This is a genomic window from Streptomyces sp. NPDC045899 (assembly GCF_056431485.1).
In genome coordinates this window covers 130,838-146,222 of sequence record NZ_JBWKKP010000008.1, presented here as the reverse complement: position 1 = coordinate 146,222, position 15,385 = coordinate 130,838, and the positions used below count along the sequence as shown (strand labels likewise).

Sequence of the window (15,385 nt, the reverse complement as noted above, 5' to 3'; positions counted from 1 at the left end):
AGCTGCCTGTCGGACCGGACGCTAGGGACGCTCTTTGTGGAATTCCTGTGGACCGCTCCCCGGGTGCGGGGCGGGCCCGGAGTACCAGTCCCGGCGCAGCAGCGGCAGCGTGGCCCCACCCGCGCCGACGGCCGTCCCCGGCCCGTCCGCGAGCACCGGCAGCCGGATGGCGATCCGCGCCCCCGGCAGCCCGTCGGGCCGGTCGGTCACCTCCACCGAGCCCCGGTGCAGGGCGATCTGCTGGGAGATCAGAGTGAGTCCGAGCCCGGAGCCGGGGCTGTCCGGACGGCGGTGGAAGCGCCGGAAGACCTCCTCGCGGTGCTCGGGCGGTATGCCGGGCCCCCGGTCGTCGACCGTCAGCACCGCGGCCGGACCGTCCGGTGTCCGCGCCCGGCCCAGCGCCACGTCGATCCGCGTGGGCCGGCCCTCCGACGTGCCGTGTGTGACCGCGTTGGTGAGCAGGTTGTCCACCACCGAACGCAGCCCCTGTTCCCAGCCGAGCGCCCACAGTCCCGGAACGGCGTCGACCCGCACCTCGGCCCCGAAGTGGCGGCGCAGCCCCTCGGCTGCGGCCTCCACCACCTCGGCGAGGTCGACGGGTTCGAAGGCGTCCGCCTCCACCAGATCGCCCTGCGCCAGGGTCCGCAGCATCACCAGCAGCCGCAGCAGCCGCTCGTGCTCGTCGCCGAGGTCGGCCAGCACCTCGGCGCGGTCGGCGGCGGGGAGCGTGGGGTACTCGGCGAGGATGTCGAGGTTGGTGCGCATGCTCATCAGCGGGGTGCGCAGTTCGTGCGAGGCGGCCGCGGCGAAGGAGCGGGCGGTCTCCAGCGCCTGCGCGGTGCGCACGGCCTGCTGGTCGTAGCGGTCCAGGACGGTCCGCAGGGTGGCGGCCAGATCGTCGACCTCGGTGATCCCGGTCCGCCGGTGGTCCAGCCGGGCCGGGCTGGTCCGCGGATCGAGTCCGCTGGTGCGGCGCTGGAGGCGGCGCAGCGGCCGCACGGTGCCGGAGGCGGCGGCCCAGGCCAGCGCCCCGGCGACGGGGGCGGCGAGGAGCGCCACGGTCACCACCCGGCGCCGGACCAGGGCGAGTTCGGCCTCGCTGGTGGCGTCGGGGGAGAACAGCCACAGGGTGCCGCGCGCCGCGGGCCGGTCGTTGCGTGCCGGGATCTGCACGGTGAGGGAGAGCGCCCGCCAGCTCGTGTCGTCCGCGCGCACCGTGACCGGCCGTCCGGTCGCCTCCGGCAGGGCCACGGAGTCGTCGGGCTGAGGGCCCGCGGCGACGGTGCCCTGGGGGCCGCCGAGCCGGATGCCCAGGTCCAGCGCCGAGCCCAGCAGCCGCCGTTCGCGGTTCTGCCGGGCCTCGGGGCGGCCGGAGGCGGTGGCGCGCAGCAGCGCCCGTGCCTCGGGGGTCACCGAATGGGCCGCGCGCCGCAGCCGGGCGTCCTGTTCGTGGTGGAGGTCGGTGGCGACGAGCCGGAGCAGCACCCAGCCGGAGGCGAGGACGAGGACGGGGACGGTGGCGCCCACGGCGAGCGCGATCCGGGTGGCCAGCCTCATACCGCACCCCCGCCGGGGGCGTCGGGGCCGTCGGCTTCCTCGGGGGCGCGCAGCACGAAGCCCACGCCGCGCACGGTGTGCAGCATGCGGGGGCGGCCACCGGCCTCCAGCTTGCGCCGCAGATAGCTGACGAAGGTGTCCACGGCGTCGGTGCGCACCTCGAAGTCATAACCCCAGACGCGGTCCAGCAACTGGTCGCGGGTGAGCACGATCCCGGTGTTGCGGGCCAGCACCTCCAGGAGTTCGAACTCACGCCGGGTGAGCCGCAGCGGCGTCCCGTCCAGCCGCGCCTCGCGCGCCCCGGGGGCGATCTCCAGCGGGCCGACCCGTACCCGGTCGGCGGGCGCGGGCGGACGGCGGCGCAGCAGGGCGTGCAGCCGCAGCACCAGCTCCTGGAGGGCGAACGGTTTGACGAGGTAGTCATCGCCCCCGGCCTGGAGTCCGGCGACCCGGTCGGACACCTCGTCGAGGGCGGAGAGCATCAGCACCGGGACGTCGTTGCCGTCCCCGCGCAGCGCCCGGCACACCTCGATACCGCTCAGGTCCGGCATCGAGATGTCCAGGACCACCACGTCGGGGGTGTGGTCGCGCACCGCGGCGAGGGCGGCGCGGCCACCGTCGGCGAGCGCCACGGAGAAGCCGTTGAGCCGCAGTCCGCGCTCCAGGGAGCGCCGGATGGCCGCGTCGTCGTCGGTCACCAGGACCCGTCCGCCACCTGTGGTCTCCATGGGGCACCACCTCCGGCCCGCGATGGTACGGGCCGGGCGGCACACCCGGCCGGGCGGTCCGCGCACCGTGCGGCCGCGACCGCTACGGGACGGCGTGGTGGGCGAGCGGCGCGTGGGGGTCGGGGGCACCGGGCACGGGCGCCGGATCGGCGTGGATCAGGGCGGCGGTCAGCCGGGGCACCGCGTGCAGCAGGGTGTGTTCGGCCTCGACGGCGACCCGGTGGGCCTCCCGTACGCTCAGCCCGCCGTCCACCACGACCGCGACCTCCGCCCGCAGCCGGTGGCCGATCCAGCGCAGCCGCAGCTCGCCCACACCGCGTACGCCGGGGACGGCGGTGACCGCGCGCTCGGCGGTGTCGACCAGCTCCGGGTCCACGGCGTCCATCACCCGCCGGAACACCTCGCGGGCGGCGTCGCGCAGCACCAGCAGGATGGCGGCGGTGATGGCCAGCCCCACCAGCGGGTCGGCCGGCTCCCAGCCGAGCGCCGCGCCGCCCGCGCCCAGCAGGACGGCGAGCGAGGTGAAACCGTCGGTGCGGGCGTGCAGGCCGTCGGCGACCAGCGCCGCCGAGCCGATCTCCCGGCCGACGCGGATGCGGTAGCGGGCGACCCATTCGTTGCCGACGCAGCCGATGACGGCGGCGGCGGCCACGGCGGGCAGATGGCTGATCTCGCGCGGGTCCAGCAGCCGGTCGACGGCGGTCCAGGCGGCGAACGCGGCGGAGGCCGCGATGGTGAGCACGATGGCGATCCCGGCCAGGTCCTCGGCCCGGCCGTAACCGTAGGTGAAGCGGCGGGTGGAGGCGCGGCGGCCGAGGACGAAGGCGACGGCGAGCGGTACGGCGGTCAGGGCGTCCGCCGCGTTGTGCACGGTGTCGCCGAGCAGCGCGACCGAGCCGGAGAGCGCCACGACCACGGCCTGTGCCAGGGCGGTGCCGCCAAGCACCACGAGGGAGACCCACAGGGCGCGCATCCCGCGCGCGGAGGACTCCAGGGCGTGGTCGGTGCGGTCGGCGGAGTCATGGGAGTGGGGGCGGAGCAGATGTCCGGCCCGGTGACGCAGCCGGGCCCACCGGCCGCCGCCCCCACCATGCCGGTGGCCGTCGTCGCCATGGTGACCGTGGTCCCCGTGATGTCCGTTGTCCTCGTGGTCTCCGTGGTGTGCATGGTGTCCGTGCCGGTCGTCCACGACGCTCCCCTTCCGTTCACTGGCTGACTGACTGGCTCGCTGCCCCCGCGCTGGACACGCCCTCCCCCATGAGGCCATTATGTGCGTATGAGCGCACGCATGCACCTATCAGATGCGCATCGTGCGCATCAGCGAGCCCCGAGCGCCGAGCAGTTCGACCGCGCGGCGCAGGTCCTCGGGCTGCTCGCCGACCGCACCCGGCTGGCGCTGCTGCACACCCTCACCACGGGCGAGGCCGATGTGACCGCCCTGACGGCCGCCTGCGGCGCCGCGCGCCCGGCCGTCAGCCAGCACCTCGCCAAGCTGCGGCTGGCCGGTCTGGTCAGCTCCCGCAAGGACGGCCGCCGGATGGTCTACGCGCTCCAGGACGGACATCTGGCCCGGCTGGTCGCCGAGGCCCTCAGCCACGCCGATCATGAACTGTCCGGTCTGCCCCGGCACGACTGACCCGGCGCCGAGGCGCCGGGACGCAGCGGGTCCGGCATGATCCTGCGGATTCCTGCTGTGTGACCATTCAGTCGCAGTGGCCCCACTGGTTACGATCTGGCGCGATGGGAAGACGGCGGGAGGCGGCCGGGGGCATAGCCAGGGGCGTGGTGCGCGGCACCGCACTCCTCGGGCTGTGGCGCGCCGCCCTGCTGGTGGCCGCGGTGTTCTGGGTGATGCCGTCGTGCGTCCACCCCGCCGCGCACCACAGCCCGCCGTCCGCGGGGTGCGGCCACCACGCCGAAGCGCTGGCCGCCACCCTGCTCGAGCTCGGCCCGCTGCCGGTCCACATCGAGCCGGACCGTCCGTCCGGTCCCGCACCGGACGACAGCGACGACTGTGTCGCGGGCGCCCACGGCACCGGCCAGGCGCTGGTGCCCTCGCCCGTCGCGCCGCCCCTGCGCACCGGGGCGCCACCACCGGTCCCACCGCGGACCGCGGACCCCGTACGAGCCCCGCCCGACCGTTCCGTCCACGCCCCCGGCCTCCATGAGCTCCAGGTCCTGCGGACCTAGACCGGCGTCCGGACACACGCGATCACTTCACCCATCCAGTGCGCGACATTGCGAGGACTGACGAAGCCATGGGTTCCAAGGGCTCGAACACGAAGGGCGCGGCGGTCGACCGCCGCGCGAGGATAGAGGAGCTGCGCCGCGCGGAGAAGGCCCGCGAGCGCCGCTACCGGATCCTGACCATCACCTCCTGCACGGTGATCGTCGCCGGTCTGGCCGTCGGCGGCTACTTCCTGATGGACGCCGGGGACAAGAAGGAGAAGAAGCAGACCAAGGTCACCTCCCAGACCGTGCGCACCGGCACGTTCCGGGGCATGACCACGTGGAAGGGGCTGACCCAGACCCACGTCCGGGGCAAGGTCGAGTACGCCATGTCACCGCCGGTGGGCGGGAACCACAACCAGGTCTGGCAGAACTGCTCCGGTGACGTCTACCCCAAGCCGCTGGAGAACGAGTACGCGGTGCACGCGCTGGAGCACGGCGCGGTGTGGGTGACCTACACCGACAAGGCGGACGCGAAGGACCTGGCGACGCTCAAGACGCGGGTGCGGAACACCCCGTACTCGCTGATGAGCCCTTACCCGGACCAGAAGTCCCCGGTCATCCTGAACGCCTGGGGACATCAGCTCCCCGTCGAGAAGGCGTCGGACCCGCAGGTGGCCGCCTTCTTCAAGAAGTTCGTACAGGGCGACCAGACCCCTGAGCCGGGCGCCGCCTGCACCGGGGGGAAGCCTTCATGACCGGTGTCCGCGCCGGGTTCGGCCGTGCGTCGCGCCAGCCCCTGGTGGCGGGTGTCGCGGCCGCGCTCGCGGTGGTGACCCTGGTCGTGGTGGGTTTGCTGTGGCTCATGACGGACCGTTCGGAGGGCAGCACCGGCTCCGGTACGCCCTCGGACACCTCCGCCGAGGCGGGGTTCGCCCGGGACATGGCCGTCCATCACCAGCAGGCGGTGGAGATGTCGTTCATCGTGCGCGACCGCACCGACGACGAGGAGGTGCGGCGGCTCGCGTACGACATCATCAACACCCAGGCCAACCAGCGCGGGATGATGCTCGGCTGGCTGGATCTGTGGGGGCTCGACACGACCTCCGAGGACCCCCCGATGACATGGCTGGAGCGCGGCTCGCGGGGCCATGGCCCGATGGACCACGAGGGCATGGAGGGCATGGGCGACGACGGCCGCTACACCCCGCACGACGGTTCGCTGATGCCCGGTATGGCCACCGACACCGAGCTGGAGGAGCTGCGTTCGGCCAAGGGCAAGAAGGCCGAGGTGCTCTATCTGCGGCTGATGACCGCCCACCACAAGGGCGGGGTGGCGATGGCCCGGGGCGCGGTGAAGCTGGCCGCCGACCCCACCGTGACCCGGCTGGCCAGGACGATGGTCACCGGACAGCGGTCGGAGATCGCGCTGATGGCCGACCTGCTCACGGCGCGCGGCGCCCGCGCCCCCTCCTAGGGCGCACCCGCGCACCCGCGCACCCGCCCCGACGACGCCCCGGCCCGGGACGGCCGGGGCGTCCGCGTTCCGGCGGTGGCCCGAAGGTCAGCCCAGCGGCGCCGGGGTGAAGGTGACCGGGATGGCGGCCACCCCGCGCATCAGGGCGGAGGAGTGCCACTCGAGCTCCTCCGGCGCCACCGTCAGCGTCACGTCCGGGAGCCGGTCGATCAGCACCTCGATCGCCGCCATCGCGATGACCTCGGCCAGGTCGCGCGCGGGCTCGGGACAGCCGTGCTCACCGTGGCTGAAGGCCATATGGGCCTGGTTCCCCGACGCCCCGGCGCGGAAGTCAGGGCGGACGTTGGGGTCGGCGTTGGCCGCGGCGAGCCCGAGGACCAGACAGTCGCCCTTGCGGATGTGCCGGCCGCCCAGGGTGGTGTCCTCGGCGGCCCAGCGGCCGATGAAGTTGGGTACCGGGGTGTCCTCCCACAGCACCTCGTTGAGCGCCTGGCCCACGCTGCGGCGGCCGCCCGCCATGGTGACCGCGAAGCGTTCGTCGGTGAGCATCAGCCGCAGCGCGTTGCCGATCCAGTCCGCGGTGGGCTGGTGGCTGGCGTACACGGTGCCGATCAGATCGTTGACGATCTCCTCGTCGGTGAGACCCGCGGGATGCGCGGCCAGCCGCTCGGGGATGCCGGGCGACGGGTTGACCCGCACCTTGGCCACCAGCGCCGCCATCCGGTCGTACATCCGCTGGTACGCGGCGGCCTGGTCCGCACTGCCGTTGGCGAGGTCGAGCATGTCGCGCTGGAGGGCGGCCGATTCGGAGGCGTCCAGCCCGAACAGCCGGGTGACCACGCGCAGCGGGAGCTGACCGGCGTACTCGGCCATCAGATCGGCGCGTCCGCTGCCCGCGAAGGTGTCGATCAGCTCATCGGCGAGCCGTTCACAGCCCGACCGCAGCTCGAACTGGTCCACCGAGGAGAGCGCGTCGAACATCGCCTCGGAGCGGCGCTGGTGCTCGGCGCCCTCGGTGAACAGCATCGTCGGGCGGTAGCCGACGAAGGTCATCAGCGGCCAGTCGGCCGGGATCCGGTCCCAGGCGTGCCAGCGGCGCGAGTCGCGGGCGAAGACCTTGGGATCGGAGGTGACGCGGTGCAGCTCCCGGTAGCCGAGGACCAGCCAGGCGGGGACGTCGCCGTCGAGCAGGATGGGCGCGACGGGGCCGTGGTCACGGCGGAGCTGCCGGTACAGCTCGTCGGGGTCGTCCTGGAAGCGCGCGGTGTGCGTGCGCACCGCGTCCGGGTGGACGGGGCAGCCCGGGGCGGGGGCCGACGGCGGGGGCGGTGCCGCGGCGGGCACCGCCGCGGCGACGGGCGGACCGTCCGCCGCGGCCGGGAAGGCGGATTCGGGGGTCGTCACACGGTGCTCCCCACGGCGGAGGTGGCGGACAGGGAGTAGAGGTAGCGGGCCAGGGTGACCAGCACGTGCTTACTGGAATCGCGGGTGCGGGCATCGCAGTCGATCACCGGCACCTCGGGCGGCAGGTCGAGCGCCTCCCGCACCTCCTCCAACGTGTGCCGCGGTTCGGTGAAGTTGTTGCGCGCCACGATGAACGGGGTGCCGTGGTGCTCCAGCCGGTCCAGCGCGTACCAGGAGTCGGCCAGCCGGTTGGTGTCCACCAGCACGACCGCGCCGAGGGTCCCGGAGAACAGCCGGTCCCACAGGAACCAGAACCGCTCCTGGCCCGGGGCGCCGAACAGGTAGAGCACCATCTGCTCGTCGAGGCTGATCCGGCCGAAGTCGAAGGCGACCGTGGTGGTGGTCTTGTGCTGGACGAAGGAGGCGTCGTCGATCCCGATGCCCGCCTGCGTCATCGTCTCCTCGGTGCTCAGCGGACGGATCTCGCTGACCGACTGGACCATCGTGGTCTTGCCGACGCCGAACCCGCCGACGATCACGATCTTGAGACCGTCGCTCGCGCTCTCCCGCAGCGGGGCTTCGACGGCGCTGTCAGAGGTTCTGGAGTGCAACGAGCACCTTCTTCAGGGTTTCGGGCTCCGGCAGCCGTCCGCCGGTACGGGCGGCGTGCGGATGGCGCGCGGTGATCCGGCCGGTGTCCAGCAGGTCGCACAGCAGGATCTTCACGACGCTGACGGGCAGGTCCAGATACGAGGAGATCTCCACGACCGACAGCGGACCGCGGCACATCCGGAGGATCCTGACGTGCTCGGACTGCATGCCGGGCACCGGCTCGCATTCGCTGACGATCAGCGTGACCATGTCGAAGACGCTCTCGTCGGCGCGGCTTCGTCCCCCGGTGACGGTGTACAGCCGGTCCGGGTCCTCGTTGTCGAGCGCCCCTCGGATCATGCGCCGGTCCCGGCGCCGCCGCCCGCGGCCGCCCGCGGAGCGGCCCGCAGGTAGTCGCCGATCTGCTCGACCAGTTCGTTCATGTTGTGGCCGATGACGCCGACGTCGGCTTCGTCATGGGCCACGACGGCCAGATGGGCGCCCTCGCCGGCCTCGACGATGAACAGAATTCCCCCGTGGAACTCCGTCATCGACTGCCGGACGCCGCCGCTGCCGTCACCGAACTCGATGGACGCGCCGTGGGCGAGGCTCTGGATGCCCGACGCGATGGCCGCCAGCTGGTCGGCCTGGTCCACGGAAAGACCGGAGGTGAGACACAGCTTGAGGCCGTCCCGGGACAGCACCAGGGCGTGCCGTGAACCCGGGGTCTTCTCCAGGAGGTTCTCCAGCAGCCAGTCCAGGCTGCGGTCAGTGGTGTTCATCGGCGTTCCTTCTGTCACGGCTGGTCGTTCTCAGCAGGCTCGACGGACTCGGCGGGCTCGGTGTGCTCTGCGGACGCCGGCGACTCGGCGTTACGCGCGGCACCGGCGGCCGAGCCCTTGCGGGTTGCCTGGCGGAAGGCGCCGAAACGTGCTCCGGCCTCCTCGGGGCACGGACGGCTGGTCTTCGCCCTGTCCGACTCCGGCGCGGGGGCGGGCGCCGAGCGGGTGGCCGCCGCCAGCGTCTCGCCGCGGCGCCGTTTGGGCAGCCCGTTGACCGCGCGCGGGGGCTGCGCGGCGGACGGGGCGCCGGGGGCCGGTGCCGGGGACGACGCCTCCGGGGCCGGGGCCCCCTCGGGCGCGGGGGCCTCGGCCGGGGCGCTCTCGGCCCGTACGGCCACCGGACCGGAGGCGGTGGCCGCCGCCCGCCGGGACGCCTCCACGGCGCGGGCGCGGGCGGGCGGTTCGAGTACGGCGTCCTGGTTGACGTGGGTGATCAGCTGCTGCGGGATCAGGACCACGACGCCGGTGCCGCCCCGCGCGGACGGCCGGAAGGAGACGGTGAGGTCGTGCTTGCGGGCCAGACAGCCGACGACCGCGAGCCCGAGCCGGGTACCGGAGAGCGTGGTCAGGTCCAGGGTCTCGGAGGACACCGCCTTCTGGGCCCGGGCGAGCGCGGCGGGGCCCATGACCAGCCCGCCGTCCTCGACGGTGACCACCACGCCGGTGTGCGTCTCCTCGACGTACACATGCACCTCCTCGGTGGGAGGCGAGAAGCTGGCGGCGTTGTCCATCAGCTCGGCGAGCGCGTGCATCACGCCCTCCGCCGCGTATCCGGCCACCGCGGCGTTGCTGGCCGAGTGGACCCGCACCCGCTGGAAGGCGCTGATCCGGCCGACCGCGCCGCGCAGCACGGACTCCATCACGATGGGCTTGGTCCAGCGGCGGCCGGAGCGGGCTCCGGTCAGCACGGCGATGGAGTCCGCGATCCGGCCCGCCTGGGCGGTGGTGTGATCCAGCTTCAGCAGGTCGCCGAGGACGTTCTCGTCGTGCCGGTTCTCCATCTCGCGCAGGTCGGCGAGCATCGTGGTGGCCAGCGCCTGGACCCGGCCCGCGGCGTTGGCGCACGCCGCCATCGCCGAGGCGCGCATCCGCTCACCGGTGCCGATCTCCTGTACCAGCACCCGCAGCAGCCGCTGGTGGGCGGCGCTGACCGGGCGGGTGACCTGGGTCAGCACGGTGTCCGCGGAACCCCCGTCGCGCAGCCGCCGCACCGCGGCCGGAATCGTTTCGTCAGCGAGCCGGGCGGCCTCCAGCTCCTTCGCCGCGGCCTCCCGCTCCAGCGTGGTGATCCGCTCCTGGAGGCGGCTGATGGACCGCGACCGGAAGGCGGCCACCGCCAGCGCGACCGCCAGCAGCACGGCGGCCACCCCACAGAAGACGGCGACCGCGGTACGGTCCGCGGCGGGCACCTCGGCCGTCACCCACAGCCCCGCGCCACCGGCGACGACGACGGCCAGCAGGGGGACGGCCAGGGCCTGCCGCGCCAGCGAGGGTCCTTTGTAGGGGTGGCTGGATATATGTGCTGACATCTATCAGGTCCTCATGGGCGCGTTCGTGGTGTGGAGACTGGACCACGCGGACATCAAGCCGTGGGCGGCACATGCTAGTACTGCTCACGCGGTTTTGACCGGTACCGATCAGTACGCGGACCGTGACGGCACATCAGCGCCCAGGGGTCCCTTCACGCCGCTCACCGGGACAAAGCTGAACAGTTCTGAGGTGATGTCACGTATCGCTCCGCCGAAAGGCCGGAAATCGGCCCCGTGATCGGAGAGATGGCGTCCAGTAGCGCGGGAACCCTCACATGACCTCCACGGAACAGTGTCAACGTGAACGTCTCCGTCATCGTCGGGGCCCCCGCCCCCAGGCCCTAGGCCAGGGCCAGTTCGGCCCAGATGACCTTGCCGGAGGAGGTGTAGCGGGTGCCCCAGCGCTCGGCGAACTGCGCCACCAGGAAGAGCCCCCGGCCGCCCTCGTCGGTCGTCGTCGCGTAGCGCAGATGCGGTGAGGTGCTGCTGGTGTCGGACACCTCGCAGATCAGCGAACGGTCGCGGAGCACCTGCACCCGGATCGGGCCGGTGGCGTGGCGGATGGCGTTGGTGATCAGCTCGCTCAGCACCAGTTCGGCGGTGAACGCGCACTCCTCCAGGTCCCATTCCGCCAGCTGCCGCAGCACCCCGGCGCGCACCTCGGCCACCACCGCCGGATCGGAGGCCACCTCCCAGGCCACCACCCGCTCCAAGCCCAGCACCCGGGTCCGGGCGGCGATCAGCGCGATGTCATCGCTGGGGGTGGTGGGCAGCATCTCGTCCAGGACGTGGGTGCAGATCTGCTCGGGGCTCCGGCCGGGGTGGGAGAGGGCGTCGCGCAGCAGCTCCAGACCGGTGTCGATCTCCCGGCGGCGGTCCTCGATCAGACCGTCGGTGTAGAGCACCAGATTGCTGTTCTCGGCCAGTTCGAACTCGGCGGTCTCGAAGGGCAGCCCGCCCAGGCCCAGCGGCGGTCCCGCGGGCAGATCGGGGAACTCCACCGAACCGTCCGGGCTCACCACCGCGGGCGGCGGATGCCCCGCGCGCGCCATCGTGCAACTCCGCGTCACCGGATCGTAGATCGCGTACAGACAGGTGGCGCCGATGATCGATTCACCCGCGGCCTCCAGGCCCCCGACCCTCTCGAGGGAGCGGGGGCTCTCGTCCTGGTCGATACGGGCGATCAGATCGTCCAGATGCGACAGGATCTCGTCCGGCGGCAGATCCAGCGTCGAGAAGTTGTGCACCGCCGTCCGCAGCCGCCCCATCGTCGCCGCCGCGTGCAGACCATGACCCACCACATCCCCCACCACCAGCGCCACCCGGGCGCCCGGCAACGGGATCACATCGAACCAGTCGCCCCCCACCCCCGACTCCGCCGGGAGGTAGCGAAAGGCGACGTCCAGGGCGTTCTGGGCGGGCAGGGCGCGCGGCAGCAGACTGTGCTGGAGGGTCACCGCCATGGTGTGCTCGCGGGTGTAGCGGCGGGCGTTGTCGATGCACACCGCCGCGTGCGAGGCCAACTCCTCGGCGAGGGAGACCTCTTCGTCCTCGAAGGGTTCGCGCTCCTTCATCCGCCAGAAGTTGACCATCCCCAGCAGCACACCGCGGGCCCGCAACGGCACGGTGACCAGGGACCGCACCCCGTGCTCGATGATGTTGGCGGTCCGCTCGCGGTCCTGGGCCTGCCATCCGGGGGCCGCGGCGAGATCGGTCTCCACCACCGGCCGCCCGCTGCCGTAGCCCCACGCCTGGGGGGTGGAGGCGACGAACGTGAAGTGCTCGCCGACCGGGTAGAACGGATGGTCGCGGCGGACGCCGTAGACCGCGGCCCGCACCATCTCCACCCCGCTCACCGGCAGCGGCTCCTCGCCCCGGAGCACCGGCTCCGCCAGATCGACGGTGACGTAGTCGGCGAACCGGTCCACCGCCACCTGTGCCAGCTCCTCCGCGGTCCGGCCCACATCGAGCGTGGTGCCGATCTGCACACTGGCGTCGAACAGCAGCTTCAGCCGCTTCTGCGCCACGTCGGCGCGGCCGGAGAGGGCGCGCAGCTCGGTGGAGTCGCGCAGGGTGGCGACGCTGCCGGGCGGCCCGCCGACGCGGTCGGTGAGGCGGTTGTTCACCGCGAGCAGCCGGTCACCGGCCACCACCACCTCATCGGTGACCACCCGCCGGGTGATCAGCAGATCGGCCATCTGGGGCTCGAGACCGAGGTCGTCCACCGGGCGCCCCTCGGGCCGTGGCGGCAGGTCCAGCAGCCGGGACGCCTCGTCGTTGGCGAGCACCAGACGGCCGTCGCCGCCGACGATCAGCACCCCCTCGCGGACGGAGTGCAGCACCGCGTCATGGTGCTCGTACATCTGGGTCATCTCGACCGGGTCCAGCCCCCGGGTCTGGCGTCTGAGCCGTCTGCTGACCAGCCCGGTGCCGCCGGTGGCGAGGGCGAACGAGGCGAGGACGGCGCCGATGAGCAGCGGGAGCTGGCGGTCGGCCAGCCCGCTCACCTTCTTGACCAGGATCCCGGCGCTCACCAGCCCCAGGACATGGCGGTGGTGGTCGTAGACCGGGACGGTCGCCTGGCTCACCTCGCCGAGGGTGCCGTTCACGGTCTCGATCACCGGTCGGCCGGCCAGCGCGGGCTTGATGGTGCCGATGAAGTGCTGGCCGATGCGCTCGGGGTTGGGGTGGGTGATCCGGATGCCCTGGTTGTCGGTGACCACGACGAAGTCGAGGTTGGACTTCTTGCGGACGGCCTCGGCCTTCGGCTGGAGCCGTTCGGTCGGATCGGGGCTCTGCAGCGCCGAGATGATCCCGGGGGACGCGGCGAACGTCTCGGCGACGGCCAGCGAACGCCCCTGCGCCTCCTCGGCGGCGTCATGGCGCACCTGGAGCACCAGTGCCACGGTGGCCGCGGCGCCGAGCAGCAGCACGATCACCAATTGCAGGACGAAGACCTGACCGGCGACGCTGCGGACGCTCAGCCGCGACCGCGCGCGCCGCCCCGCCACCTCCGGGCGCTCACGCCGCTGACTCCGTGGGCGCCGACCGGGGATCATACGGCCAGCCCACGATCGACCCATAAACCGGGCCATACCCCTACATCTACACCGCGCACCCACGGAAGGCGAGTTCCCGCCCGGCCGCCACCCGCCTCGAACACATTCCGTAATGAGGGAGTGACCCTCCATCACCCCGGCGGACCTTCACCACGCGGGGTGCCGACCCGGGTGGTCTGTGTAAACCTGAATAAGGGACATTTCACCTGAATTGCCCCTCATCGGGACCATGTGGTCTTCGATAGCGCCTGATGAAGGAGCCCGAAATGGCCAGTCACGCCGGTGGAGTTCACACAGGAGCCGCCACCCCGCGCACGCACGGCGACGTGAGCGGACGGTTCGTCTTCGCCGCGGTCATGATGATCTTCGGCGGTCTGATGACCCTGTTCCAGGGCATCGCGGCCGTCTCCAATGACCAGGTATTCGTCGCCACCCAGAACTACATCTTCCAGTTCGATCTGAGTGGATGGGGCTGGGTGCACATGGTCCTCGGCATCGTCCTCGTCGTGGCCGGCCTGGCCGTGTTCACCGGGGCGATGTGGGCGCGGGTCACCGGTGTGGTGCTCGCCGGACTCGCCCTGATCGCCAATTTCCTCTGGCTGCCGTACTACCCGGTGTGGGCCATGGTGCTGCTCGTCGTGGACGGCTTCGTCATCTGGGCGCTGTGCACCGGCGAGAGCCGCAGCACGGCCTGAGCGCGCTCGCGGCGCCCCCGCGGGCCCCCTACAGCCCGATGACGACCAGCGCGGTGTCATCGGCGGCCGGGCCGCCGGTGACACCGAGGTCTTCCAGCAGGGCGTCGGCCAGTGCCTCGGGACCCAGTCCGCTGTGCCGGGCGAGGCTGGTGGTGAGCCGCTCGAGTCCGGTGTCGATGTCCTCGTCCCGGCGCTCGACCAGCCCGTCGGTGTACAGGACCAGGGTGGACCCGGGGGCGTAGTGGACATCGGCCTGCGGCCGGGGCACCTGTTCGGTCCGGGCGCCCAGCGGTGGATCGGTCGCCCCGTCCAGCAGCTCCACCTGGCCGTCGGCGCGCAGCAGCGCGGGCGGCGGATGGCCCGCGCAGCTGTAGACCACGCTGTGCGCCCGGGAGTCGATCACCACTTGGACGGCGGTGGCGGCGAGCGCCCCCTCGACGAAGTGCGCGTACAGCCCCAGCACCTCCAGGGCCTGGGCGGGCCCCGCCGTCACCCGGGTCGCGGCGGACAGCGCGCTGCGCAGCTGCCCCATCACACAGGCCGCCTCCAGCCCCTGCCCCACCACGTCCCCCACCGCGACGGCGATCCGGTCCGCGGACAGCTCGGTCAGCTCGTACCAGTCGCCGCACACATTGAGCGAGCCCACGGCGGGGCGGTAGCGCACCGCCGCGTAGGGATGCTCCTCCGATGAGCTCCTGGGCAGCATCGCCCGCTGGAGCGCGAGCGCGGTCTCCCGCTCCCGGGCGTGCGCCTCCCGCAGCGCCTCGTTCAGCTCCTGGAGCTCACGGGCCCGGCTGTAGACGTCGGCGCCCATGGTCTCGTCCCGCAGGCTCAGCGACGTCCCCTCCCGGGCCCCCCGCTCACGGACGCGGACGAACTCCGTGACGTCCTCGACCCGGTGCACGATCAGCTCCACCCGGCCGTCGCGGTCCAGCACGGGGGTGTTGATCGTGCTCCAGTACCGCTCCTCGAACCGCCCCGGCTCCCCCATGACCGGGATGTCGTACTTCATCAGCCCCATGATGTCCCGCTCCCCGGTGCGCAGCACCCGGCGCAGCGAGTTCTCCAGACTCCGGGTGGCGCTGTGATCGGGGTCGTCGGGGTTGTCGGGGAAGGCGTCGAAGACGTACATCCCGAGCAGTTCCTCGCGGGTGCGCTGGGTGTCCCGCAGATAGGCGTCGTCCACCGCGACGATGACCAGGTCGCGTCCCAGGATCAGCACCGGGGTCGGGATGGCCTCGAAGAGAGCCTCGTAGTCGATCTGCGGTCCCGTGGCGCGCTCCCTGGGTCTGCCGCCCGGCCCCCTCCCTGCCAATGTATGCCGCTTCCGCCAC

Annotated in this window: 15 protein-coding genes; 5 read left to right on the top strand and 10 right to left on the bottom strand. The window is 72.6% G+C overall.

Features of this window, described 5'->3' with window-relative positions; translation table 11 throughout:
• Nucleotides 1-21: 21 nt before the first annotated feature.
• From AC07FT_RS14535 to AC07FT_RS14525, 3 genes are all read right to left on the bottom strand, one after another.
• Complete coding sequence (locus AC07FT_RS14535; RefSeq protein ID WP_479176516.1) at nucleotides 22-1,557, bottom strand: sensor histidine kinase; 1,536 nt, start codon at nucleotides 1,555-1,557, stop codon at nucleotides 22-24.
• Nucleotides 1,554-2,285, bottom strand: coding sequence for a response regulator transcription factor (locus tag AC07FT_RS14530; protein ID WP_479176515.1), 732 nt, complete (start codon nucleotides 2,283-2,285; stop codon nucleotides 1,554-1,556). Before AC07FT_RS14530 ends, AC07FT_RS14535 begins: the two co-directional genes overlap by 4 nt.
• 82 nt (nucleotides 2,286-2,367) lie before the next feature.
• On the bottom strand, nucleotides 2,368-3,474 hold the full coding sequence (locus tag AC07FT_RS14525; protein ID WP_479176514.1) for a cation diffusion facilitator family transporter: 1,107 nt from the start codon (nucleotides 3,472-3,474) through the stop codon (nucleotides 2,368-2,370).
• Between the two features lie 87 nt (nucleotides 3,475-3,561).
• Here AC07FT_RS14525 and AC07FT_RS14520 point away from each other — a divergent pair, with 87 nt between their 5' ends.
• The 4 genes from AC07FT_RS14520 to AC07FT_RS14505 all read left to right on the top strand — a co-directional run bounded on the left by AC07FT_RS14520 (nucleotide 3,562) and on the right by AC07FT_RS14505 (nucleotide 5,931).
• Nucleotides 3,562-3,921 carry an ArsR/SmtB family transcription factor gene (locus AC07FT_RS14520; protein ID WP_254752316.1) on the top strand — a complete coding sequence of 120 codons (360 nt, stop codon included), beginning with the start codon at nucleotides 3,562-3,564 and terminating at the stop codon, nucleotides 3,919-3,921.
• Nucleotides 3,922-4,025: 104 nt separating this feature from the next.
• On the top strand, nucleotides 4,026-4,475 hold the full coding sequence (locus AC07FT_RS14515; RefSeq protein ID WP_479176513.1) for a hypothetical protein: 450 nt from the start codon (nucleotides 4,026-4,028) through the stop codon (nucleotides 4,473-4,475).
• 68 nt (nucleotides 4,476-4,543) lie between these two features.
• Nucleotides 4,544-5,212: a DUF3105 domain-containing protein gene (locus tag AC07FT_RS14510; protein WP_479176512.1), complete on the top strand. Its 669-nt coding sequence runs from the start codon at nucleotides 4,544-4,546 to the stop codon at nucleotides 5,210-5,212.
• Nucleotides 5,209-5,931 carry a DUF305 domain-containing protein gene (locus AC07FT_RS14505; protein WP_479176511.1) on the top strand — a complete coding sequence of 241 codons (723 nt, stop codon included), beginning with the start codon at nucleotides 5,209-5,211 and terminating at the stop codon, nucleotides 5,929-5,931. The genes AC07FT_RS14510 and AC07FT_RS14505 overlap by 4 nt, the downstream gene beginning before the upstream one ends.
• A gap of 87 nt (nucleotides 5,932-6,018) precedes the next feature.
• Here the strand turns inward: AC07FT_RS14505 and AC07FT_RS14500 are convergent, their stop codons facing one another.
• From AC07FT_RS14500 to AC07FT_RS14475, 6 genes are all read right to left on the bottom strand, one after another.
• A complete protein-coding gene (locus AC07FT_RS14500; RefSeq protein WP_479176626.1) occupies nucleotides 6,019-7,275 on the bottom strand; it encodes a cytochrome P450 in 1,257 nt (418 codons plus the stop codon).
• Between the two features lie 56 nt (nucleotides 7,276-7,331).
• Nucleotides 7,332-7,946: a GTP-binding protein gene (locus tag AC07FT_RS14495; protein WP_471192257.1), complete on the bottom strand. Its 615-nt coding sequence runs from the start codon at nucleotides 7,944-7,946 to the stop codon at nucleotides 7,332-7,334.
• Nucleotides 7,927-8,286 carry a DUF742 domain-containing protein gene (locus AC07FT_RS14490; protein WP_479176510.1) on the bottom strand — a complete coding sequence of 120 codons (360 nt, stop codon included), beginning with the start codon at nucleotides 8,284-8,286 and terminating at the stop codon, nucleotides 7,927-7,929. Before AC07FT_RS14490 ends, AC07FT_RS14495 begins: the two co-directional genes overlap by 20 nt.
• The gene (locus AC07FT_RS14485) at nucleotides 8,283-8,708 is read right to left on the bottom strand and encodes a roadblock/LC7 domain-containing protein (protein ID WP_479176509.1); all 426 of its coding nucleotides are present in this window, start codon (nucleotides 8,706-8,708) and stop codon (nucleotides 8,283-8,285) included. Before AC07FT_RS14485 ends, AC07FT_RS14490 begins: the two co-directional genes overlap by 4 nt.
• Nucleotides 8,709-8,722: 14 nt before the next feature.
• Nucleotides 8,723-10,297, bottom strand: coding sequence for a sensor histidine kinase (locus AC07FT_RS14480; protein WP_479176508.1), 1,575 nt, complete (start codon nucleotides 10,295-10,297; stop codon nucleotides 8,723-8,725).
• 341 nt (nucleotides 10,298-10,638) lie between these two features.
• Entirely contained in the window at nucleotides 10,639-13,392 is a 2,754-nt protein-coding gene (locus AC07FT_RS14475; protein WP_479176507.1) for a SpoIIE family protein phosphatase, read from the bottom strand.
• Between the two features lie 230 nt (nucleotides 13,393-13,622).
• Here AC07FT_RS14475 and AC07FT_RS14470 point away from each other — a divergent pair, with 230 nt between their 5' ends.
• On the top strand, nucleotides 13,623-14,051 hold the full coding sequence (locus AC07FT_RS14470; protein WP_431772077.1) for a DUF7144 family membrane protein: 429 nt from the start codon (nucleotides 13,623-13,625) through the stop codon (nucleotides 14,049-14,051).
• 28 nt (nucleotides 14,052-14,079) lie between these two features.
• Here the strand turns inward: AC07FT_RS14470 and AC07FT_RS14465 are convergent, their stop codons facing one another.
• Nucleotides 14,080-15,366 (bottom strand): PP2C family protein-serine/threonine phosphatase, encoded by a 1,287-nt coding sequence (locus tag AC07FT_RS14465; RefSeq protein WP_479176506.1) that lies wholly within the window; start codon nucleotides 15,364-15,366, stop codon nucleotides 14,080-14,082.
• Nucleotides 15,367-15,385 lie beyond the last annotated feature (19 nt).